Annotated in this window: 20 protein-coding genes; 11 read left to right on the top strand and 9 right to left on the bottom strand. The window is 53.3% G+C overall.

Going from position 1 to position 22018, the window contains the following annotated elements:
* From lptB to rnk, 7 genes are all read left to right on the top strand, one after another.
* Nucleotides 1-726 carry an LPS export ABC transporter ATP-binding protein gene (gene lptB, locus KKH3_RS00230; protein ID WP_010296638.1) on the top strand — a complete coding sequence of 242 codons (726 nt, stop codon included), beginning with the start codon at nucleotides 1-3 and terminating at the stop codon, nucleotides 724-726.
* 49 nt (nucleotides 727-775) lie between these two features.
* A complete protein-coding gene (gene rpoN / locus KKH3_RS00225; RefSeq protein ID WP_039354592.1) occupies nucleotides 776-2209 on the top strand; it encodes an RNA polymerase factor sigma-54 in 1434 nt (477 codons plus the stop codon).
* Nucleotides 2210-2232: 23 nt separating this feature from the next.
* The gene (gene hpf, locus KKH3_RS00220) at nucleotides 2233-2520 is read left to right on the top strand and encodes a ribosome hibernation promoting factor (RefSeq protein WP_039354590.1); all 288 of its coding nucleotides are present in this window, start codon (nucleotides 2233-2235) and stop codon (nucleotides 2518-2520) included.
* A 96-nt stretch (nucleotides 2521-2616) separates the two neighbouring features.
* Complete coding sequence (ptsN, locus tag KKH3_RS00215) at nucleotides 2617-3090, top strand: PTS IIA-like nitrogen regulatory protein PtsN (RefSeq protein WP_029367653.1); 474 nt, start codon at nucleotides 2617-2619, stop codon at nucleotides 3088-3090.
* Between the two features lie 160 nt (nucleotides 3091-3250).
* Nucleotides 3251-4108, top strand: coding sequence for an RNase adapter RapZ (gene rapZ / locus KKH3_RS00210; RefSeq protein ID WP_039354588.1), 858 nt, complete (start codon nucleotides 3251-3253; stop codon nucleotides 4106-4108).
* Between the two features lie 31 nt (nucleotides 4109-4139).
* The gene (npr, locus tag KKH3_RS00205; protein WP_010296626.1) at nucleotides 4140-4412 is read left to right on the top strand and encodes a PTS phosphocarrier protein NPr; all 273 of its coding nucleotides are present in this window, start codon (nucleotides 4140-4142) and stop codon (nucleotides 4410-4412) included.
* Nucleotides 4413-4575: 163 nt separating this feature from the next.
* Entirely contained in the window at nucleotides 4576-4986 is a 411-nt protein-coding gene (gene rnk / locus KKH3_RS00200) for a nucleoside diphosphate kinase regulator (protein ID WP_039354586.1), read from the top strand.
* A 60-nt stretch (nucleotides 4987-5046) separates the two neighbouring features.
* Here rnk and pmbA read toward each other — a convergent pair whose 3' ends face one another.
* Complete coding sequence (gene pmbA / locus KKH3_RS00195) at nucleotides 5047-6387, bottom strand: metalloprotease PmbA (protein WP_039354584.1); 1341 nt, start codon at nucleotides 6385-6387, stop codon at nucleotides 5047-5049.
* Between the two features lie 296 nt (nucleotides 6388-6683).
* Here pmbA and yjgA point away from each other — a divergent pair, with 296 nt between their 5' ends.
* Nucleotides 6684-7235, top strand: a complete 552-nt coding sequence (gene yjgA / locus KKH3_RS00190; RefSeq protein ID WP_039354580.1) for a ribosome biogenesis factor YjgA — start codon at nucleotides 6684-6686, stop codon at nucleotides 7233-7235.
* Between the two features lie 78 nt (nucleotides 7236-7313).
* On the opposite strand, the gene KKH3_RS00185 is transcribed toward yjgA, so the two are convergent.
* The 4 genes from KKH3_RS00185 to aaeX all read right to left on the bottom strand — a co-directional run bounded on the left by KKH3_RS00185 (nucleotide 7314) and on the right by aaeX (nucleotide 12051).
* Nucleotides 7314-8768: an NAD-dependent succinate-semialdehyde dehydrogenase gene (locus tag KKH3_RS00185; RefSeq protein WP_039354576.1), complete on the bottom strand. Its 1455-nt coding sequence runs from the start codon at nucleotides 8766-8768 to the stop codon at nucleotides 7314-7316.
* A gap of 139 nt (nucleotides 8769-8907) precedes the next feature.
* The gene (gene aaeB / locus KKH3_RS00180) at nucleotides 8908-10863 is read right to left on the bottom strand and encodes a p-hydroxybenzoic acid efflux pump subunit AaeB (RefSeq protein WP_039354573.1); all 1956 of its coding nucleotides are present in this window, start codon (nucleotides 10861-10863) and stop codon (nucleotides 8908-8910) included.
* A gap of 11 nt (nucleotides 10864-10874) precedes the next feature.
* On the bottom strand, nucleotides 10875-11840 hold the full coding sequence (gene aaeA, locus KKH3_RS00175; protein ID WP_039361957.1) for a p-hydroxybenzoic acid efflux pump subunit AaeA: 966 nt from the start codon (nucleotides 11838-11840) through the stop codon (nucleotides 10875-10877).
* A 7-nt stretch (nucleotides 11841-11847) separates the two neighbouring features.
* Nucleotides 11848-12051 carry a p-hydroxybenzoic acid efflux pump operon protein AaeX gene (gene aaeX, locus KKH3_RS00170; RefSeq protein ID WP_005975424.1) on the bottom strand — a complete coding sequence of 68 codons (204 nt, stop codon included), beginning with the start codon at nucleotides 12049-12051 and terminating at the stop codon, nucleotides 11848-11850.
* Nucleotides 12052-12384: 333 nt separating this feature from the next.
* Here aaeX and aaeR point away from each other — a divergent pair, with 333 nt between their 5' ends.
* The 3 genes from aaeR (at nucleotide 12385) to KKH3_RS00160 (ending at nucleotide 14372) form a co-directional block, all read left to right on the top strand.
* The gene (gene aaeR, locus KKH3_RS00165; protein ID WP_039354570.1) at nucleotides 12385-13320 is read left to right on the top strand and encodes an HTH-type transcriptional activator AaeR; all 936 of its coding nucleotides are present in this window, start codon (nucleotides 12385-12387) and stop codon (nucleotides 13318-13320) included.
* A gap of 152 nt (nucleotides 13321-13472) precedes the next feature.
* Nucleotides 13473-13769, top strand: a complete 297-nt coding sequence (locus KKH3_RS21390; protein WP_072034484.1) for a hypothetical protein — start codon at nucleotides 13473-13475, stop codon at nucleotides 13767-13769.
* A gap of 9 nt (nucleotides 13770-13778) precedes the next feature.
* Nucleotides 13779-14372, top strand: a complete 594-nt coding sequence (locus KKH3_RS00160) for a hypothetical protein (RefSeq protein WP_039354566.1) — start codon at nucleotides 13779-13781, stop codon at nucleotides 14370-14372.
* 211 nt (nucleotides 14373-14583) lie between these two features.
* Here the strand turns inward: KKH3_RS00160 and tldD are convergent, their stop codons facing one another.
* The 4 genes from tldD to KKH3_RS00140 are packed head-to-tail and all read right to left on the bottom strand — an operon-like array spanning nucleotide 14584 to nucleotide 22010.
* The gene (gene tldD, locus KKH3_RS00155) at nucleotides 14584-16029 is read right to left on the bottom strand and encodes a metalloprotease TldD (protein ID WP_039354563.1); all 1446 of its coding nucleotides are present in this window, start codon (nucleotides 16027-16029) and stop codon (nucleotides 14584-14586) included.
* Nucleotides 16030-16085: 56 nt separating this feature from the next.
* The gene (yhdP, locus tag KKH3_RS00150) at nucleotides 16086-19916 is read right to left on the bottom strand and encodes an AsmA2 domain-containing protein YhdP (RefSeq protein WP_039354560.1); all 3831 of its coding nucleotides are present in this window, start codon (nucleotides 19914-19916) and stop codon (nucleotides 16086-16088) included.
* A 41-nt stretch (nucleotides 19917-19957) separates the two neighbouring features.
* Nucleotides 19958-21427, bottom strand: coding sequence for a ribonuclease G (gene rng / locus KKH3_RS00145; RefSeq protein WP_039354557.1), 1470 nt, complete (start codon nucleotides 21425-21427; stop codon nucleotides 19958-19960).
* Nucleotides 21417-22010 carry a Maf family protein gene (locus tag KKH3_RS00140; RefSeq protein WP_039354554.1) on the bottom strand — a complete coding sequence of 198 codons (594 nt, stop codon included), beginning with the start codon at nucleotides 22008-22010 and terminating at the stop codon, nucleotides 21417-21419. Before KKH3_RS00140 ends, rng begins: the two co-directional genes overlap by 11 nt.
* Between the last annotated feature and the right edge of the window lie 8 nt (nucleotides 22011-22018).

Here is a 22018-nt window from a genome sequence, read left to right as displayed (position 1 = left end):
ATGGCAACATTAACCGCAGAAAATCTAGCCAAGGCGTACAAAGGCCGTAAGGTCGTGGAAAACGTCAGCCTCACCGTTAATTCTGGTGAAATCGTCGGCCTGCTGGGGCCGAACGGTGCTGGCAAAACGACAACGTTCTACATGGTGGTGGGCATCGTCCCGCGTGATGAAGGACGCATCGTCATTGACGATGATGACATCAGCCTGCTTCCTTTGCACGAACGTGCGCTGCGCGGTATCGGCTATCTGCCGCAGGAAGCCTCTATCTTCCGTCGCTTAAGCGTTTATGACAATCTGATGGCGGTGTTACAGATCCGTAAAGATCTCACGACCGAACAGCAGGAAGATCGTGCCAATGAGCTAATGGAAGAATTCCATATTATTCATTTGCGCGATAGTCTGGGACAATCGCTGTCCGGCGGAGAAAGACGCCGCGTAGAGATTGCGCGTGCGCTGGCAGCGAATCCGAAGTTCATTCTGCTGGATGAACCGTTTGCGGGCGTAGACCCGATCTCCGTACTGGATATTAAAAAAATCATTGAGCATCTGCGTGACAGCGGGCTTGGCGTGTTGATTACCGATCATAACGTCCGCGAAACGCTTGATGTGTGTGAACGAGCCTATATCGTGAGTCAGGGCAACCTGATCGCCCACGGTTCACCGACCGATATTCTGGCCGATGAACAGGTGAAACGCGTCTATCTGGGCGAAGGCTTCCGACTCTGATAGGGTAATATTTTCTCTTTGCAGCACTTATGGGACGTTAGCGCGATTTATGAAGCAAGGTTTGCAACTCAGGCTTAGCCAGCAACTGGCCATGACTCCACAGCTCCAACAGGCTATCCGCCTGTTGCAACTGTCCACGCTTGAATTGCAACAGGAGATTCAACTGGCGCTGGAAAGCAATCCGTTGCTCGAACAAACGGATCAGCACGACGAAATCGAGTCATTTGAAAAGGCAGACAGCGATTCACTGGATACCGGTGAAGCCCTTGAGCAAAGGGACATGCCTGAAGAACTGCCGCTCGATGCTACCTGGGATGAAATTTACTCCGCAGGCACACCGTCGGGCACGGGCACCGACTACCGCGATGAAGAGCTGCCAATTTATCAAGGCGAAACCACGCAAACGCTTCAGGATTACCTGATGTGGCAGGTGGAGCTGACACCGTTTTCAGACACCGATGCGGCCATTGCGACCTCTATCGTCGATGCCGTGGACAACACTGGCTACCTGACCGTGCCGCTGGAAGACATTCTTGACAGTATCGGTGACGACGACGTAACGCTGGAAGAAGTTGAAGCCGTACTCAAACGCGTGCAGCGCTTCGATCCTATTGGCGTCGCGGCCCGCGACCTGCGTGATTGTCTGCTGGTGCAACTTTCCCAGTTCGCCGACGACACGCCACGTCTGGCCGAAGCACGCCTGATCGTCAGCGATCATCTCGATCTGTTAGCCAACCATGATTTCCGCAGCCTGATCCGTATCACACGCCTGAAAGAAGAGGTGCTGAAAGAAGCACTGGCGTTGATTCAATCACTCGATCCCCGTCCGGGGCAATCGATCAACACGGGCGAATCTGAATACGTCATCCCTGATGTGCTGGTACGTAAAGTTCAGGGAATCTGGTCCGTTGAACTCAACACCGACAGCGTTCCCCGCTTGCAGATTAATCAGCAATACGCGGCGCTGGGCAATAGCGCGCGCAACGACAGCGACGGACAATTTATCCGCAGCAATCTGCAAGAAGCGCGCTGGCTCATCAAAAGTCTGGAAAGTCGCAATGACACGCTGCTAAAGGTAACCCGCTGTATCGTCGAACAGCAGCAGGATTTCTTCGAGCAGGGTGAAGAATTCATGAAGCCCATGGTACTGGCAGACATCGCGCAGGCAGTGGATATGCATGAATCCACCATCTCACGCGTGACGACACAGAAGTTCCTGCACAGCCCGCGCGGCATTTTTGAGCTAAAATATTTCTTCTCCAGCCACGTTAATACCGATAGCGGCGGAGAAGCGTCGTCAACGGCAATCCGCGCGTTGGTGAAGAAGCTTATTGCAGCGGAAAACCCCGTGAAGCCACTGAGCGATAGCAAGCTGACGGCGCTGCTCTCCGATCAGGGCATCATCGTGGCACGTCGAACCGTGGCAAAATACAGAGAGTCTTTATCTATCCCACCATCAAATCAGCGTAAACAACTGGTTTGATCTCAACAGAGAAGGAAGACGCTATGCAGCTCAACATTACCGGACACCACATCGATATCACTGAACCACTGCGTGATTTTGTGAACGGCAAGTTTGCCAAATTAGAGCAGTATTTTGACCGGATTAATCAGGTCAATGTGGTATTGAGAGTGGAAAAAGTTCAGCAAATTGCCGAGGCCACGCTTCACGTTAATGGCGGTGAGCTGCATGCAACCTCAGAAGCGGAAGATATGTACGCGGCGATAGATTTATTGATTGATAAGCTGGCGAGACAGCTCAATAAGCATAAAGATAAACTCAAGCAGCACTAATTTTCTCCTTTGCCGTTTGGCAAAGGAACAAACTCGGCCCATCCATCGGGTGGGTCGGGATCACCAGAAGTGAAAGCGTTGTTAAGTGAAAATAAAATGAACCACGATCCCGTATTGCAACTCAGCACCGTATTACGTCCTGAGTGCACCCGAAGCACCGTCCACTGCCAAAGTAAGAAACGGGCATTGGAAATTATCAGCGAGCTGGCCGCCAAGCAGCTCAATATTCCTTCGCAGATTATCTTTGATGCCATCCTGACCCGCGAACGCATGGGCAGCACCGGAATCGGCGGCGGCATTGCTATTCCTCACGGCAAGCTGGAAGACGATAATGCGCTGGGTGCCATCGGTGTCTTCATCCAGTTAGAGCAACCGATCGCTTTCGATGCCATTGATAATCAGGCCGTTGATCTGCTTTTTGCCTTGCTGGTTCCAGCGGAACAATGTAAAACCCATTTGCATACCCTGTCGCTTGTTGCCAAGCGGCTGGCGGATAAAACGGTTTGCCGACGCCTGCGTGCGGCGCAAAGCGATGAAGAGCTGTACCAGATTATGACGGAAGCCGGTTAAGCCGGATGGTTGTCATGTTCACGATGACGGGCGATTCGCGGTGGATTCAGAGAATACTTGCAATCCATGCGCTAAGCCGTCATTTTTTTAGCTATACATCACTTTATAAAAACAGTGGCAATGAAAATTCGCCATCACGTTGCCAGAGGGGAGTCGTCAGATGGTGCTGATGATTGTCAGCGGTCGTTCAGGTTCAGGAAAATCTGTCGCCCTGCGTGCATTGGAAGATATGGGGTTCTACTGTGTAGATAACCTGCCCGTTGTTCTACTGCCAGAACTGGCTAATACGCTTGCGGCACGTAACATTTCCGCAGCAGTCAGCATTGACGTGCGCAATATGCCGGAATCACCAGAGATCTTCGAGCATGCCATGGAGCAACTGCCACCCAGCTTCTCGCCTCAACTGCTGTTTCTGGATGCCGATCGTAATACGCTGATTCGTCGCTATAGCGATACCCGCCGCCTTCACCCGCTGTCCAGCAAGAATCTGTCACTGGAAAGTGCCATTGATGAAGAAAGCGACCTGCTGGAACCGCTGCGTTCACGCGCCGATCTGATTATCGACACCTCAGAGATGTCGGTGCATGAACTGGCCGAAATGCTGCGTACCCGACTGCTCGGCAAGCGAGAACGTGAGCTCACGATGGTGTTCGAATCGTTCGGCTTCAAGCACGGTATCCCTATCGATGCGGATTACGTGTTTGACGTGCGTTTCCTGCCGAACCCGCACTGGGATCCGAAACTGCGTCCAATGACCGGTTTGGATAAGCCCGTTGCGTCCTTCCTCGACAGGCATACCGAAGTTCACAACTTCATCTATCAGACCCGCAGCTATCTGGAACTGTGGCTGCCGATGCTGGAAACCAACAACCGCAGCTACCTGACTGTCGCCATTGGCTGTACCGGCGGTAAACACCGTTCTGTTTACGTCGCTGAACAACTGGCAGACTACTTCCGCTCACGCGGTAAAAACGTACAGTCACGTCACCGTACGCTGGAAAAACGTAAACCCGCGTAATCGTCGGCAAACCAGTACAATCAGGTAACCTATGACAGTCCGGCAAACGGTTGAAATCAAAAACAAGCTGGGCATGCACGCTCGCCCAGCCATGAAGTTATTCGAGCTGGTGCAGAGCTTTGATGCAGAAGTGATACTGCGTAATGACAGCGGCACTGAAGCCGAAGCCAGCAGCGTGATTGCCATGCTGATGCTGGACTCGGCTAAAGGGCGTCTCATTGAGGTGGAAGCCACTGGCCCGGATGAAGAACAGGCGCTTGCCGCCGTCATCGGGCTGTTTGAAGCCGGGTTCGACGAAGACTAGCGATTTCCTTAGCAGGCTATCTGAAAGCCTCTATAGCAAGCATCGCTTCACTTTCCTCTCCGAACCTCCTACTATCCCTACTATCATATTTTCTTATATCCCCTGCTCCTTTGGGCGCGGGGGTTATTTTTATATCATCTGAAAATACCAACTGGAGAGGAGTATGACGAAACCTAACCTGACAATCAGTGAATTGGATGCAGAACGTCTGGATATGTTATTGGAGCAGCCCGCCTTTGCGGACAGCGATATCGCGCAGGCGTTAAATGAGGAGCTGGATCGGGCGGACATTCTGCCTTCGGCATCGATACCCTCACATGTCGTCACCATGAATAGTCGGGTGCGTTTCCGCGATCTGAATACCAACGAAGAGCATATCCGAACGCTGGTTTATCCGGCCGCGGTGAAGGACAGTCAAGAACCGCTGTCGGTGATGGCTCCGCTGGGCGCGGCACTATTGGGAATGCATGTGGGAAATGCTATCACCTGGCAATTGCCAAACGGTGAAGAAACGCGAATTGAAGTACTAGAACTACTCTATCAACCTGAAGCCGCTGGCGAATACCACCGCTAAGCCAGAGAGAGTAACAGCCGTCGGACACTGCCGACGGCGACGGTTACTCAAAGAGCAGACTTATTCCCCTGCGATCTTCATATCAGGCAGCAGAACAGAACCACACTGGATATTGCTTCGGGTTTCGATATCATTCCCCACCGTCACAATGTTACGCAGCATGTCTTTCAGGTTACCTGCGATCGTAATCTCACTGACCGGATATTGAATTTCGCCGTTTTCGACCCAGAAGCCGGATGCTCCACGGGAATAGTCCCCCGTCACACCGCTTACACCCTGCCCCATCAATTCAGTCACCAGCAGGCCTTTGCCCATCTGTTTCAACATACCGTTGAAATCCAGACCCTGTCCGGCAATCCGCCAGTTATGAATTCCCCCCGCGTGACCGGTGCTCTGCATACCCAGCTTACGCGCGGAGTAGCTTGTCATGAGCCAGGTCTGCAATACGCCAGCCTTCACAATTTCACGCGCCTGCGTCCGCACGCCTTCACTATCGAACGGCGTAGAGGCCAGCCCTCTCAGCAGATGCGGTTGTTCTTCAATCGTCAGCCATTCCGGCAGAATCTGCTGACCCAGTTTATCCAGCAGGAAAGTGGATTTACGATAAACGCTGCCGCCGCTGATCGCACCAACCAAATGACCAAACAGGCCGGTCGCCACTTCCGCAGAGAACATTACCGGTGCCTGCATGGTGGGCAGTTTACGCGGTGACAAGCGAGATAACGTGCGGCGCGCACACTCTTCGCCTACCCATTCCGGGCTACTCAAATCATCCAGCGCACGGCCGACGGTATAGGCATAATCCCGCTCCATATCGCCATTCACTTCGGCAATCACACAGCTGGACATGGAATGACGGCTAGAGCAGTAACTTTTCAGCAGGCCGTGGCTATTGCCGAACACCTTCACGCCGTAGTGGCTGTTAAAACTGCCGCCTTCGGTGTTAGTAATGCGCTTGTCAGCCTGTAACGCCGCCTGCTCTGCGCGAGCGGCTAATTCAATGCCACGATCCGCATCCAGCTCGGTCGGATGAAACAGATCCAGATCCGGCGCGTCGAACGCCAGAAGATCCCGATCCGCCGGGCCAGCAAAAGGATCGACAGAGGTATAACGCGCAATATCCAGCGCGGCCTGTACGGTACGGGCTATCGCATCCGGGCTGAGATCGGTAGACGATGCGCTGCCTTTACGCTGTTGGTGATAAACCGTAATGCCCAACGCGCCATCGCTGTTGAATTCAACATTTTCAACCTCACCATAACGGGTACTGACGCTAATGCCCGTCGTTTTTGACACCGCGACTTCTGCCGCATCAGAACCGGCACGCGCCAGTTCCAGCGCCTGAGCAACCGCGAGTTCCAGCGCTTTACGCTGCTCTGCAACCTGAGTAGTTATCGTCATTGTTCTGCCATAATGAGTGGAAGAAAGCTCACCATCATCATCCCCGCAACGAGCATAAAAGGGGCGTATACTCTACAGACTTCACGCAGCCAACACACAGGTAACGTGAAGTATGACGAGCATAAAATGGTGTAGCATAATGCTTTCTAGTCTAACAGGATCTACGGACAATTTCGCCCAAAGCCCAAACCTGTTAGTATCAGCCTCTTTTTTTCTGGTGGGCGCGCTGTTCACCATCCCGGAGCCGCTACGCGTAGCGTTACGAATTGCTCCTGGACACTTTTTAGGAGCCAACCATGAAGCAAAAGTACGAAGACTGGCTGAACGACGTCCCAGAGAACCAAGAAGACGACGAAGATGATGAAATTATCTGGGTCAGCAAAAGCGAAATAAAGCGCGATGCCGAAGCGCTGAAGGATCTCGGCGCAGAATTGGTCGATCTGGGCAAAAACGCCTTGGAGAAGATCCCGTTGGACGACGATCTGCGTGCGGCAGTAGAACTGGCACAGCGGATCAAGAAAGAAGGCCGCCGCCGTCAGCTACAGCTGATTGGTAAAATGCTGCGCGCCCGCGATCCAGAGCCGATCCAAACCGCACTGGATAAGCTTAACAACCGTCATAATCAGCAAGTGGCGTTGTTCCACAAGCTGGAACAACTGCGCGACCGTCTGATTGCCGAGGGCGACGATGTGGTTCCCGATATTCTGGCATTGTATCCCCATGCTGACCGCCAACAGTTGCGTTCTCTGGTGCGTAATGCGCAGAAAGAGAAAGCGACGAATAAACCGCCGAAATCCGCCCGCCAGATCTTCCAGTATCTGCGTGAGCTAGCTGAAACCACGGACTAATGGCGACAACGGGATGAGGAGTATGCCTCACTCATCCCGTACATCACTCGCTCCCGATTGGGTTCATTCTCACCTTGATTACAACCCGCCCAGATGCCAGGTTTTCACTTCCAAAAATTCATCCAGCCCCAATACCGAGCCTTCGCGGCCCAATCCCGATTCTTTCACACCACCAAATGGTGCCAATTCGGTTGAAACCGCGCATTCGTTAATGCCAATCATGCCGCTCTCCAGCGCTTCTGCCACGCGGAATACACGCTGCAAATTCTGGCTGTAGAAGTAGGCAGCCAGACCAAACGGCGTATTGTTGGCGCGTTCAATCACCTCTTCTTCCGTTTTGAAACGGAAACACGGGGCGACCGGACCAAAGGTTTCCTCCTGCGCCAGCAGCATCGCTTCATTGGCATCAACAATCACCGTCGGTTCAAAGAAGCTGTGACCCAGCTTGTGTCGTTTACCACCAACAAGCGTCTTACCCCCTTTTTCCACCGCGTCATTAACGTGCTTTTCCACCTTCTCGACGGCGGCATCGTCAATCAGCGGACCGAGCACGACGCCGTCATCCATACCGTTACCGACCTTCAGTTTTTTCACTTCTTCCGCGAGCAGAGAAACAAACTCATCGTAGACGCCGTCCTGAATATAAAACCGGTTGGCGCTGACGCAGACCTGACCCGCATTGCGGAAGCGATTAGCGATCGCACCTTTCACCGCAGCCTGAATATCCGCGTCATCAAACACGATATAAGGCGCGTTGCCGCCCAGCTCCATCGACACTTTCTTCATGGTGTCTGCCGCGTTGCGCACCAGCGTTTTCCCTACCGCCGTAGAGCCAGTAAAGGAGATTTTGCGTACTTTATCGCTCGCCATGACGGTATCGCTAATCGCCTGCGTATCGCCCGCGACGCCGTTGAGTACGCCATCCGGCACACCCGCCTGCTGTGCCAGCGCTAACAGCGCAAACGCAGACAACGGCGTGTTATTAGCGGGTTTGATCACACCGGTACACCCCGCCGCCAGCGCAGGCCCCAGCTTACGCGTCAGCATCGCCAGCGGAAAATTCCACGGCGTAATCGCAACAACGACCCCAACGGGTTCACGCGTGGCATAAATCTTCGAGCCAGACTTGGCAGGTGGAATGATCTCGCCGTTGACACGTTTTCCCTGCTCAGCAAACCACTGAATGAAATTCGCCGCATAGACGACTTCGCCTTCCGCTTCCTGTACTGGCTTGCCCTGCTCAGCGGTCATCAACTCTGCCAGATAGCGTTTATTCTCCAGAATCAGTTCGTACCAGCGATACAGAATCTCAGAACGTTCCTTCGCGGTTTTACGCTTCCAGGCGGGGAATGCGGCATAGGCAGCATCAATGGCCGCCTGAGTCTCTTTCTTTCCCGCTTTCGCTACGCTGGCAATCAATTCACCCGTCGCCGGATTCACCACCTCAAAAGTGGCTCCGCCCTGCTGCCATTTCCCCGCAGCGAAGTAGCCCGTTTTAAACAGCTCATGATCCTGCAAATGGTATCCTGACATCGTGTTACCTCCTGAAAATAGTCATTTCTCATGACGTTATGAGGGAAGCTATAGATAATTCAGTATAGAAGTGATGGACACGATCTGCGCGACTCTCGGATTAATCGTTAGTTTGATCGCGTAGCGTTACCCACTGAGATTAGTTGCTCAGCGCATGCTGGTAATCACGCAGTATCCCAGTCAATCGCCCCACTGGCGCAGTCATGCTCGCGGGAAGTTGCTGTTCTGTCAGCATTTGTTGATAACGTTCAAGCCCATCCAGCAGTTGCGTGAAATAGCGGCTGCGCGTGCTATCGCGTCGGGCCAAAATCACCTGTTCTGCCGTCGCACGAATCTGACGATGAAAGGCAGACAGCGCCGCGTTCTGCGGAATATTTAGCGTTCTTAAACGTTGGTGCATGATGATCAGCCACAGCGCAAGGCGATACTTGGCAATGTCTTCAGGGAAGCGACTCAGCAGCAGGAACAACTGCTGATACAGCGCTGGCAAGTGGTTTTCCTTACGCCGTGCTGTGTTGGTCGTTAATGCCGAGACGGCGCCATACACAAAGCGGTTTAACAGCGTTCTCCCCGTATGTGCTTTGGTGTTATCCCGGATCAGCAGGATCACCATCAGCGCCAGAAAACAGCCGATAATCTGGCCGATCGCGCTGTCCAGAAACTGACTAATGTGGAACGTCATCGGATTATCCAGCACCAGGATATTGATCGTGCTGGCCAATGCGCCCAGCGAGCCCAGTCGGCGCTTTTGTACCTCAAGCCCGAGGAAGAAAGCCATCGCCCCCAGGCTCAGACACAGCAGCAGCATACTTTGCTGCGTTGATGGCATGATAAACATGAACATCAGTGCACCCAGTGGCAGTGCGTAGATCGTCCCAAAAAGAAAGTCCTTCGCCATCATCTGTGGGTTTGGCAACCGCATGGCAAGCGACGTTACCACCGCAATCATCACCATACATACGCTGCCAGAAGTCCAGCCAGTGCTTAGCCAGAACAGGCAGCCCAGCGCCGTCGCCACCCCGGTGCGTAAACCGTTGATCATGGCATGATGGGTTTCAGCCGAAGGCGCTTTAATTTCCACCTCGCTGTTCAGCACGTCAGCTTCTATCGTCGTAATACGTCCGTTGGTCTGCACCCCCTTCGCCAGCAGCAGATAACGTGTCGCCGCGCCAACCCAACTGACCAACGTAGGCGGCACATCGCGGCTATCAGCCGCAATCACGTGGCGTAATGCTTTCACACGGCAATGCACATCGCGGGGCGACTCAACAGGCTGTTCCAATACCAATCTCAGGCTGCTTTTTACAGGGGTCGGGACATCCTGCAACATCAGATAGGTTTCACACGCCTGTGTAATCATCGTCAGCGATTGCGTATGCAGCGATGTTAAGCGGCGATTGCTGTTCTGCCAGCGTGAAGACTCCAGCATCAGGCTGCTATGCATACCATTTAGCGCGGTCGTTTTACGTACCAGCGCATGCCATGCCGCGTCTATCGCTTCTTTCTCCGCCCCGCTCATACTTAGCTGCAATAGCCGATACTGATCCACCAGCAGTTCACCAATGCTGCGGTCAACATCCTGCTTGATCGAGCGCGGCGAGAACAGTAAATCCGCCAGAATGGCGCAGACGATGCCCAGCACAATCTCGCTACAGCGTTCCACGGCAAACTGCGGCGTCAGCAACGGCGTTCCCTGTGTCGATACAATAATAATCAGCGCGGTATAACCCGCCAGCCCGAAAATATAGGCGTTTTCGACTTTAACCAGCGAAGAAACCCAGGTGCAGAGTCCTGCCCAAATACAGCACAGCATCAACATCACGACGGGCGCGCGAACGGTGGCGATAATGATAATAAGTGCACCGATACAGCCGATAAACGTACCAATAATGCGCAGAATACCACGATGGCGGATTGCGCCAGAAAATGGTTCTCCACCCGCAGCGAACGCCGGGCCAGCGGCAACAATCGCGGCCGTCAGCACCGACCAGCGCGGCGTTTCCAACTGGAGGTGGAAGCCCAGAAACAGGGATAGCACAATCGCAAAGCTCAACTTGAAGGCAAAGCGATAACGCGCAAACGTCGGGGTTTTCATCATCGCCTCACTTAGCCAAACTCACGCAGGCGATAGAGAAGGCGAATGAGCGGCGACGGTTTTTTGTCGTTGTTAACCTGCTCGCCGGTGATCACCACGGTCGCCGTGGTGCCAGCCGGATAGAGATCGCCCATTTGTCGATCGAGACGGATTTTTACCGGTACACGCTGCGCCAAACGCACCCACTCCAGATTGGAATCCACGTTAGCCAGGCCTTTCGTGTTCGCACTGTTGCTGCTGTTGTTTACCCCAGCCGCCACGCTATCCACCGTGCCGTAAAATATTTTTTCGCTACCCAGCGGGGTGATTTCCGCACGGTAGCCACGGCGAACACCTTCAAGTTTAGTCTCTTCCATGTAAGCCAGCAGGTAAAACGAATCCTTTTTCACCAGCGCCACCGCCGTATTACCACGTTCGATAAACTCACCGCTTTGCACATGCAGGTTGGTGACCCAACCGTCAGCAGGGGCGCGTACCACGGTGCGCTCCAGTTCCAGTTTCACCAGTGACAATACCGCCTGCGCTTTAGCAAGCTGGTGCGTTGCGGTTTCCAATGCATTACTGGACTGATCGATATTTTCCTGTGACATTGCGCTGATGCCCAGCCGCGCCCGACGCCCGGATTCCCGGCGTTTTTCCGTCACCAGCGCCTGGTAATAAGCAACATCCGCTTCCGCCTGTGCCACCGCCTGGTGGTAACGAGGTTGGTCGATGACAAACAGCACATCACCTTTGTTTACCAGCTGATTGTCCGTAACGCGCACATCGGTCAGCAGCCCGCTGACGTCCGGCGCGATCGCCACCACATCCGCCGTAAATTTGGCATCACGCGTCCAGGGCGATTCGGTATAGAACGCCCAGACACGAAAGATTGCCACAATCGCACACAGCACAATCACCAACGTGATGACCACGCGGCTCAGTTTTTTGATCAGCACGGCCTGCTGTCTAAACAAGGATAAAAAGAACGTTTTCACAGACACCTCACAGACCGTAACGGAACAGTAAATAAAACAGACAGCAGAACAGCGCACTGTTAAACAGCGCAGGATGCCAGACAAAGTCATAGATACCCGTCGGTTGCAGCAGGCGGTTCACGACAAAGAACAGGGTCAGCGATACCAGCAAGACAAAAAACACCGGGGGAAATGACAGCCCAAACAGCACCATAACCGGGAGTGAACTCATCCTCTTTTCCTTTTTTCTATTAGAGAGCGGTAACGAGCAGGTGCGCTACCGGATGGTAAATTATGTCGTCTGATGCTGACGTTCAGCATAGACAAAAGCGCTTCATCCCGCAGGCTGACGGCCAACGGATGGGATAGCGTTAATAATGAATAGCGATGTCAGCAGGGGCTGACTAACGATGGGAAATCAGCGTATTACTCTAATTGGGTAAATAAACACAATCATTGAATGGCCCTGTTCTGCCCAGAACCATCGGATAGGCTATATTATGGATGCTTATTATCACCTTATCTACATAGTGTGATCTAAATCACTTTTAAGCCAGAGTGAATAATGGAAAGACTAAAGAGTATGTCGGTGTTTGCCCGCGTGGTGGAATTTGGTTCTTTTACCGCCGCCGCCCGCCAGTTGCAGATGAGCGTATCCGCCGTCAGCCAGACCGTCACCAAGCTTGAAGATGAACTACAGATTAAGCTGCTTAATCGCAGTACGCGCAGCATTGGTTTGACGGAAGCGGGGAAAATTTACTACCACGGCTGTCGCCGCATGTTGCATGAAGCTCATGAGGTACATGAGCAACTTTATGCTTTCAACAACACGCCTATCGGCACGCTGCGCATCGGCAGTTCTTCTACGATGGCGCAGAATGTGTTGTCCACCATGACTGCCGCCATGCTGAAGGAATACCCTGGTTTGTCCGTCAATCTGGTCACCGGGATTCCGGCTCCCGATCTGATTGCCGACGGGCTGGATATCGTTATCCGCGTCGGTGCGCTACAGGATTCCAGCCTATTCTCGAAACGCTTAGGCTCGATGCCAATGGTGGTCTGTGCCGCGAAAAGCTATCTGGCGCAACACGGCACGCCGGATAAACCAGCCGATATGGTGAATTTTTCCTGGCTGGAATACAGCGTGCGACCCGATAGCGAGTTTGAGCTGATCGCCCCGGAAGGCATTTCGACTCGCGTCACACCACAAGGACGCTTTGTCACTAACGACCCGCAAACGCTGGTGCGCTGGCTCAAAGCCGGTGCGGGCATCGCGTACGTTCCGCTCATGTGGATCGTGGACGAAATCAATCGCGGCGAAATTGAGATCCTGTTCAACCGCTACCACTCCGATCCGCGTCCGGTCTACGCACTCTACACCCGCAAAGACAACCTGCCGCTGAAAGTACAGGTCTGTATTAACTACATGACGGAATACTTCAAAAACGTCGCGCTGACGTATCAGGGCTATCGGCAGGATCATAGCGAGGAAAAAAAGTAGGTTTTGCAAAGAGGAAAATGCGAGGCGTTTCCCTCTTTCATAAAAAGCACATCCCGATCCCACCATCCTTGCGTTATATCTCTTCCCTTCGTTCAGGAAAGTAAAATTACATGGAAAACGTACGAATAAATTCGTACAATTATAGGTGAAGGATGGGATTCAAGGATGCCAAAAAGCAGCTTATTGCCTGTTTGCAGTCAGGTAATGTGCTGCATGAAGCCAGAAGGAATATCAGCACGAAGAATTTGCTGGCAACCGGACAAACATCAATAACAGAACTCATTGATATTATTTATCAATCTTCGGGGTCATCTTACTCCTCTTCACCCCATCATTTTGCAGCGCATATTGATGTTCATATCATCCGCTGCCACCAGCGGGGAATACCGTGGTATATCAAATGGTATTTTACCGAGCCGGATTGTGTCTTTATTAGCGTCCACCACTGAGGCGATGACATGAAAATTTTCAAAGTTGGCGATACCCAATCCGCTCTCTGTAACACATGCCAGTCACTTGAAACGGCGACGTTTCAACTTAAAGACGTCCCATTCAGCGATAATAGCGGCGTGGTAAGACAAGTTTTGGTTGGCGTTTGCGAACGCTGCGGGAATGTTACCATCATCCCCCATCAGTCTACGCCCATGATTAAGAAAGCACTGGATGTGCAGCGTAAAGCGTTGGAAAGCAGGGTTCCCGCGCACATGATAGACATCCTGAATCTGGCAAGTTGCGAATTGGGTGGGGAACCGGATTTTATTCCCACACTGATGAAATATTATCTGCACACGCTGGCGGCTGACCACACAGCAGCAAAAGACATTCCGCGTTTTCTGCAAAGTGATTTGGCAAAAGGAAAATCCGAGAAACGTCTTTCGCTTAAAGGCAGACATGTCGCGACGAATATTGACGTACTAAAAGCCACGACCAATATCTCCAGCACAACAGACCTGCTGAAGGGCATTGTTCTCAAGATTAAGGAAGATGTTTTGGTACAGCGAGACGAAATTCACATCAAACAGCTTAAATCGATCATTGCTGCGGTATCCTGATATCGTGCTCCGCGACATCGACAATCCAGAAAAAAACCGCGCTCATAAGCCTAATGCCGATCGCTTATGAATCGAGGTACCGGGGGCTACCACGGTGCGAGGTATCCCTGCGGGAACCTCATCACCGTGTTTCCCCCTAAATCCACGCTTAAGTGAACGGTATTACGCTCATAAGGCGCGGTTCTAAAGGATTCTTAAACATCAACACAACTTACGCGGTGCCGCCGACGGTCAGGCTTTCCAGCTTCAGTGTAGGCTGACCAACGCCGACAGGCAGGCTTTGCCCTTCTTTACCGCACACACCAACACCTTTATCCAGCGCCAGATCGTTACCGACCATGGAGATCTGCTGCATCGCTTCAATACCGGAACCAATTAGCGTTGCACCTTTGACTGGTGTGGTGATTTGACCTTTTTCGATCAGGTATGCTTCAGATGTCGAGAAAACGAACTTGCCAGGGGTGATATCAACCTGACCACCGCCAAAGTTTGGCGCATACAGGCCATATTCAACGCTGGAGATAATCTCTTCTGGCGTGGATTTCCCGGCCAGCATGTAGGTGTTCGTCATACGTGGCATCGGTAAATGCGCATAAGATTCACGGCGACCATTGCCCGTTGGCGCAACGCCCATCAGACGCGCGTTCATCTTGTCCTGCATATAGCCTTTCAGAATACCGTTTTCGATCAAGATATTGTATTGCCCTGGAACGCCTTCATCGTCCATGGAGAGCGAACCGCGACGCCCGGTCAGCGTGCCGTCATCCACCACCGTACACAGTTCAGACGCAACGAGTTGCCCCATCTGTCCACTAAACACCGACGTACCGTGACGGTTAAAATCACCTTCCAGACCGTGTCCTACTGCTTCATGCAGCAGTACGCCCGGCCAGCCAGCCCCCAGCACCACAGGCATTGGCCCCGCAGGTGCCGCCACCGCCGACAGGTTAACCAGCGCCATACGCACCGCTTCTTTTGCCCAGGCGTCAACGCGCGCTTCACCGTCAGTCACTTCCCAGAAATAGTCATAGCCGCCACGCAGGCCGCCACCGCTGGAGCCGCGTTCACGTTTGCCCTCGGCTTCGACCAGCACGCTGATCGACAAACGGACTAACGGCCGTACATCCGCCGCCAGTGTGCCGTCCGTTGCCGCCACCAGCACCAGCTCATACACGCCAGTCAGGCTGGCAGACACTTCCTGCACCCGCGCATCCGCGGCACGCGCGACCGTGTCGGCACGCTGCAACAAAGCAATTTTATCCTCACGCGTCAGGCTATCCAGCGGGTTCAACGTTGGATACAACGCAGGATGCGATACCGCTCCCAACGTGTGCGCCGTCCCTGTACCCTGTTCCCGCACAATGCTGCGTGCTGCCTGCGCACTCTGGTGCAATGCGTTCAGCGTGATCTGATCGGCATAAGCAAACCCGGTTTTTTCACCGTCAATCGCACGGATACCCACACCCTGATCGATATTGTAAGAACCGTCTTTAATAATGCGATCTTCCAATACCCAGGACTCATGGTAGCTGGACTGGAAATAGAGGTCGGCATAGTCCAGTCGACGCTCATTAAGCGACCCCAGCACAGCGGCGAGATCGTCAAGATTCAATTTGTTGGCGGTGAGTAACTGCTCACTGACAAACGAAAGGCTCATAGTTTTTCACTCTTTTTCAGATAATCGGCTGAGTACACTGCGCTGCCCTAACGGCATTATTCGCCCTTCTTCTTGTTCGGCTCACGCAGCACTTCCTGAATCTTTGGCTGATCGAGGCTACCGGAAATCTGGTAGCGAATCAGCGAAATCTTGTTCCATAGCGGAGCCAGCACTTTACTGGCAGCAAACACCGCGGCTCCCACGACCGGGTTGACGGCAAATGCAGTCGCCACCCCCACCGTCGCAGAAATCTCCGGGGCGATGACCGCTTCCATATTGACCTGTCGCTTAGCGAGGTCGAGATCGCCTTTTATCGCGATGTCGGCTTCCAGCCCGTCGATCAGCATATCATCCGTATGCAGCACACCGTCCTTAATCCATGCCGTGTTGCGAATTGAATCGAAATAAAATCCGCGACCAAACGTATCGCTAAAATCAAACCGCAGCTTACGCATCAAGGCATCGAAGCTCAATAAACGCAGCAATTGGCCGGCCTGACCGGTACCGACTTCGGCAATTTCACCTTTACCGATGCGCGTGTGCAATATTCCGCTCAGGCTGGCAATATCCGGTGCCCAAGGCGTACCGCGCCAGTACAAATCGTAGTCCACATCGAAAGAACCGGCTTTCAGCGGAGAATCCACGCCGAACCAGTTCGCGTTCTGCTCCAGACTGTCTCCCGTCAGGCGGCCTTTTAGCGCAGTACGCACGCCTTCTGGGTTTTCCTGCCAGGTGCCGTTTACCGTCAGACGCGCCTTACCCGTATCAATGATACCGTCCGTCAGCGTTAATTTTTCCTTTTCTGGCAGCAGCGTTCCCTGAATATGTCCCATATTCTGCCCGATAATCCAGCACTGACGACAGTTAACCGCCAGCGACGGCCAGTCCTCAAAGCTGATGCTCGGGTCGTTTAGCGGCGATTTTTTCTCTGCTAATGCCACCGGGTTGGTCGCTTCATTCCCTTTCCACTGAGGATTGTAGTAAAGATAATGGATGTCGCTGCGCCACATGCCGCGATTAGGTATCTCAACCGTTCCGTCTATTTCGCGTCCTTTTGCCTGTACTTCACTGCCTGCAAGCGTATTTTTACGCGTGATTTCCAGATCGTGCCACTGTTGCCCCAGCAACTGTAGCTCAGGCGTCCGTAGCGTCACGGATTCAGGAAAACGAAGAGAACTATGCGCTTTTTTCCCTTCTGCCGATGTCGAAGCACGCAGCGAAGGCACAAGCCCCAGCCAGCTTTCAGCATCCAGCGGCGGCAGGTCGAGTACCAGAGCGGAATCTTCTGGCAATGCAGGAGCCACCGTTGCGGCGTTCTGCCAGCTTGCCCGCGCCAGCGTCACAGTGTCGCCTTTCAGCAGCCACTGGCTATTGAAGCGGTTATCTTTGCCCACTCGCCCTTGCATGGAAAAACCATTCAGGTCACCTTTGGCTTTAACGTCCAGCGGCAGGTTCTCGCCAGCGGGTTTACTTAACGGATTAGGTAAGTGACTACTCACTTTATTTAGATCAGCTTGTACATCAACATCATAGGTCGTTTTACCAGAATGCGGCAGGTTGACGGCAACCGTGCTCTTCCAACTTGCCGTGCCGGACAGGGCTTTGCTTGCCGATGCCGGTAAACTAGGCAAACGCGCAGGCTGCCAGTCTCCCTGCAAGCCAACATTCACCAGAAAAGCCTTCGCGTGCTCTTGCGTCGTGAAATTGACCGCCATCGGCTGATTCATCCAATTCGCCTGAAGCGTGTCACTGCGTAAGTTGCCGTTTTCATAGCGGAACTTACCAGTGAGATTCTTAATCGTGGTGTCCAGCGGCTTGATGTATAAGCTGTTATTGTTCAGCGTAATGTCGCCACTGGCGCGGACATCGTCACCAGCAAGCGGAATATCCAGATGCAGCGTCCCTTTCACCGGCCCGCCAATTTTTAGCTCATCCAGTGCCGTACCCAGAGAGGATTTCAGCGGCGTCTGATTAAAATAGTTCCCCACTTCAGGCCCAGGACCGTCCAGTTCGCCATCGACGAGCAGCATCTCTTTTTCATAATCGGGAATGACCGCGCTAATGTTTTTGCCTTCCACCTTGCCCAACCAGGTTTGTGGCGCAAACATCCACAGGCCATTGTTGGCAAAGTCCAGATTGATATCCAGCGGCGTTAGCGCAGGCCAGCCCGGCTGAAATTCGAAGGTGGCTTCTTTAACTGGCACCCAGACTTCAAACTGCCCTTCGTTGTGCGTATACGGGAAATGCTGCGGATTGCCAGCAAAGATCAGAGTTGCGTTATCGACACGACCGCCCTTTAGCGCACCACTCAGATAGTCCACCAGCTCGGTGCCCATATACAGTTCAGGATAATAGCGCCAGGCATCCGCTGCATCAGTCAGCCGGATACCCGCCAGAATATCCAGCTTTGGTTCCTGTTTGGCAGGCTGTTCATAGCGGAAATCACCGTTAGCCCATAGTGATTTCGCCTGCACATCGAGCCCATGACTCCAGAGCGACAGACCTTGTGCATCATTACGCCAGTCTATCGTGCCGCTGGCCTGCTTGATTTCCAACGGCGCGCGGAACATATCAACATAGGGCAGCGTGCTCTGCTTTAACGCGACACTGACCTGACCGCGTTCAGCACTACCGCGGGCAGAACCGGAGAAATGATCAACACCCGGCAGCAATTTCCACTGCTTCCAGCTCACGTCCTCCCAGTTGGCCTGAAAGCGGCTTCGCTCCGGCTGTTGCAGAGGGATATCCACAGCAACGTTACTGAGTGTGCCCGTCGGTTGCAGTTCATCCCAGCGCGCTTTCAATTCTGGCGTTGTACCGGACAGCAGGGGAAGCAGCGTGCTTACCCGCTCCAGAGCTAAGTTGCTGGCTCGAATGCGTAACTCTTCCTGTCTGTCAGGCCCCAGCATGTGTTCATTTTTTGGCAGCCAGAGGGCGGAAAGCCGGCCTTGCGGCCAGGCGACGCCATCCGTTGCCAGATTTAGTGCAGGAACATCCACCTGCCAGCCATTTTCCTGACGGCTGACGTGCAGCGTCATGTCATCCACATTCAGACGATGCGCATCACTTCCCTCACCCCAGTTCGCCGTACCCTGATTAAGGAGCACATCGCCACTGTGGATGTCACCATCACGGACGTTGAGCCATGCCGCCAGACTGAAATCGGCACTTTCCAGCCCGGTATTGTTTTTCATCCAGCGGCTGAGCCAGGGCTTCATATCGATATTGTCAGCCTGTAGATAGAACGTGCCGTTGCTGAGTAGCCCCTGATCGTCATGCAAGTCCATACGCATCTGCACGACACCGTGCTGACCGTTAAAACTCGACAGGCTGATCAAACCTTCCGCTCGGTGGCGTTTGTCGGAATTCAGCCAGGTCAGTTGCGGGATGCTCAGTTCCGCGCGGGAACCGGAAGGAGTAAGAAAGGTAATATGGCTATCACGCAGGTCAAAGTGGTCAAACTGACGCAGGAAAAGATCGCTAACCTTTCCTGACTCCATCAGTTTGCTATCCTGCTGCTGTCCGGTAAATTGGCTATTAATATCCAGTTTTAACTGGTGAAACGTGAGATCGCGAAACTGCCAGCGCCCGTGCAGCAGCGACTGCCACACATCCAGCGCCAGCGTAATGCGGTCAACCTGCCAGTCCGATTCAGGCAGGGATGTGCGAAGCTTTTCAATTTCCAGCGTGGGGCCAAAAGACTCCCAGCGCCCCGTCATCGAGCCGATTTCTAACGGAACACCGGCCGCAGACTGCGCCCAGGCCACCAGCTGTGGCCGGAAGTGATCGAGCTGTGGCAGCACCAGTCTTAAGCCGCTGACTAACAGCGCTACCATCACGACAAGAGTGGCACCCGTGATGATAAGTATTCCGGGCAGTCGCCTCACTGATTTCTCCTTCTTTCGTCGCCGACGACGAGCGCACGAATTTACATCATTACGACGTCAAACTGCTCCTGGCTATACAGGGGTTCGATTTGTACTTTGACCTGTTTGCCGACGAAAATTTCAACCTCAGCTAACGCGTGCGACTCTTCACTTCTCAAGGCTTCCCCGACTGCCGGTGAGGCATAGACCAGGAAACGATCGGTGTCATAAGCGTGGTGTACACGCACGATTTCACGCATGATTTCATAGCAGACGCTTTCTACCGTCTTCACCGTGCCACGACCATGACACGTCGGGCATTCATGACACAATACGTGTTCGATACTCTCACGCGTGCGTTTGCGCGTCATCTCTACTAATCCTAGTTGAGAGAAGCCGCTAATACTGGTTTTGACGCGATCTTTACTGAGCGCCTGCTCCAGTGAATGTAGCACCCGCCGGCGGTGATCGTCGTTATTCATATCGATAAAGTCGATAATGATGATACCGCCGAGGTTACGCAGACGCAGCTGTCGTGCAATCGCCTGCGTCGCTTCCGTGTTGGTATTGAAAATGGTCTCATCCAGATTGCGGTGGCCGACGAATGCCCCGGTGTTGATGTCAACGGTCGTCATCGCTTCGGTTTGATCGATGATCAAATAGCCGCCAGACTTCAGTTCAACCTTTCTGTCCAGTGAACGCTGGATCTCATTTTCCACGTCAAACAGGTCAAAAATCGGCTGTTTACCCGCATAGTGTTCAAGTTTGCAGGTCATCTCCGGGATATATTCGGCGGTAAATTCCAGCAGCGCCTCATAGGTCAATCGGGAGTCAATCCGAATGCGATCCAGCGCGGCACCAGCAAAATCACGCAAAATACGCTGGGCGAGCGCCACTTCACCGTAGAGCTTACATTTAGTCTGGTTGCGCTTTTTGCGCTCCATCACCTTGCCCCACAAACGCTTCAGGAACGCCGCATCCTGTGAAAGCTCTTCTTCACCGATGCCTTCCGCTGCGGTACGAATGATGAAACCACCGTCATCATCGCAATACTCGGCGACCGTTTTCTTTAAGCGCTCACGTTCCGCTTCGCTCTCAATCCGCTGCGACACGCCAACGTGCGATGCGCCGGGCATAAACACCAGATAGCGTGACGGCAGCGTGATATCCGTCGTCAGACGTGCGCCTTTGGTTCCGAGCGGGTCTTTGACCACCTGCACCATGAGATCCTGCCCCTGACGTACCAGTTCGGCGATATCACGGACGTGAAAATTCTTCTGTTCGTCACCGGCAACGCATTCGGTGTGCGGCATAATATCGGACGCGTGCAGGAATGCCGCTTTATCCAGGCCGATATCCACAAACGCCGCCTGCATACCCGGCAGGACGCGACTCACGCGCCCCTTATAAATGTTGCCGACAATACCGCGCTTCGCATCTCGCTCAATGTGAATTTCTTGCAGAATACCGCCGTCGATATAGGCAACGCGCGTTTCTGACGGTGTAACGTTTACCAGTAACTCAGCAGTCATGTTTTCCTCTTGCACTCCGCAACGCAGCAAAATTACTGAATAGCTCATGGGTTTCTACCAGCGGCAGCCCAACCACCGCGTAATAGCTCCCGTTAAGCGACCGGACAAAGCATCCACCTTTGCCCTGAATACCGTAAGCTCCGGCTTTATCCATCGGTTCACCGCTGGCGATATACCGTTCGATATCCTGCTGCGAGAGCGGACGGAAGACGACATCGGTTACCACTAGGCAGCTCAATACATCGTCTTTATCTGCCAGCGCGACGGCCGTCATCACCTGATGTGATTTCCCGGACAGCTGACTCAGCATCTCTGCCGCATGGGCTTCATCCTGCGGTTTTTCTAATACCTGACCGTTCAGTACCACAATGGTGTCGGCACCCAGAACCGGCAAATCGGACGGTGCAGCCACGACACCGGCGGCCGCTTTCTCATGCGCCAGACGCCGAACATAAACTTCCGCCGCCTCTTCTGGTAACCGCTGTTCTTCCACCGCGACATTTAGTACAGAAAAAGGAATATCGAGATGCGTAAGCAGTTCGCGACGGCGGGGAGAAGCGGAGGCCAGATAAAGCTGAGTCATGAATCACC

Origin of the sequence: Pectobacterium actinidiae (assembly GCF_000803315.1) — a bacterium.
Classification (GTDB): domain Bacteria; phylum Pseudomonadota; class Gammaproteobacteria; order Enterobacterales; family Enterobacteriaceae; genus Pectobacterium; species Pectobacterium actinidiae.
This window is presented reverse-complemented; position numbering and strand designations above follow the sequence as displayed.

What these genes read in the sequence shown, in the direction of transcription:
- lptB (WP_010296638.1), top strand. Translation starts at nt 1, where the DNA reads ATGGCAACATTAACCGCAGAAAATCTAGCCAAGGCGTACAAAGGCCGT.
- aaeR (WP_039354570.1), top strand. Translation starts at nt 12,385, where the DNA reads ATGGAAAGACTAAAGAGTATGTCGGTGTTTGCCCGCGTGGTGGAATTT.
- KKH3_RS00140 (WP_039354554.1), bottom strand. Translation starts at nt 22,010, where the DNA reads ATGACTCAGCTTTATCTGGCCTCCGCTTCTCCCCGCCGTCGCGAACTG.
- hpf (WP_039354590.1), top strand. Translation starts at nt 2,233, where the DNA reads ATGCAGCTCAACATTACCGGACACCACATCGATATCACTGAACCACTG.
- npr (WP_010296626.1), top strand. Translation starts at nt 4,140, where the DNA reads ATGACAGTCCGGCAAACGGTTGAAATCAAAAACAAGCTGGGCATGCAC.
- KKH3_RS21390 (WP_072034484.1), top strand. Translation starts at nt 13,473, where the DNA reads ATGGGATTCAAGGATGCCAAAAAGCAGCTTATTGCCTGTTTGCAGTCA.
- rpoN (WP_039354592.1), top strand. Translation starts at nt 776, where the DNA reads ATGAAGCAAGGTTTGCAACTCAGGCTTAGCCAGCAACTGGCCATGACT.
- ptsN (WP_029367653.1), top strand. Translation starts at nt 2,617, where the DNA reads ATGAACCACGATCCCGTATTGCAACTCAGCACCGTATTACGTCCTGAG.
- rng (WP_039354557.1), bottom strand. Translation starts at nt 21,427, where the DNA reads ATGACTGCTGAGTTACTGGTAAACGTTACACCGTCAGAAACGCGCGTT.
- KKH3_RS00160 (WP_039354566.1), top strand. Translation starts at nt 13,779, where the DNA reads ATGAAAATTTTCAAAGTTGGCGATACCCAATCCGCTCTCTGTAACACA.
- rnk (WP_039354586.1), top strand. Translation starts at nt 4,576, where the DNA reads ATGACGAAACCTAACCTGACAATCAGTGAATTGGATGCAGAACGTCTG.
- aaeB (WP_039354573.1), bottom strand. Translation starts at nt 10,863, where the DNA reads ATGAAAACCCCGACGTTTGCGCGTTATCGCTTTGCCTTCAAGTTGAGC.
- pmbA (WP_039354584.1), bottom strand. Translation starts at nt 6,387, where the DNA reads ATGACGATAACTACTCAGGTTGCAGAGCAGCGTAAAGCGCTGGAACTC.
- tldD (WP_039354563.1), bottom strand. Translation starts at nt 16,029, where the DNA reads ATGAGCCTTTCGTTTGTCAGTGAGCAGTTACTCACCGCCAACAAATTG.
- rapZ (WP_039354588.1), top strand. Translation starts at nt 3,251, where the DNA reads ATGGTGCTGATGATTGTCAGCGGTCGTTCAGGTTCAGGAAAATCTGTC.
- yjgA (WP_039354580.1), top strand. Translation starts at nt 6,684, where the DNA reads ATGAAGCAAAAGTACGAAGACTGGCTGAACGACGTCCCAGAGAACCAA.
- KKH3_RS00185 (WP_039354576.1), bottom strand. Translation starts at nt 8,768, where the DNA reads ATGTCAGGATACCATTTGCAGGATCATGAGCTGTTTAAAACGGGCTAC.
- aaeX (WP_005975424.1), bottom strand. Translation starts at nt 12,051, where the DNA reads ATGAGTTCACTCCCGGTTATGGTGCTGTTTGGGCTGTCATTTCCCCCG.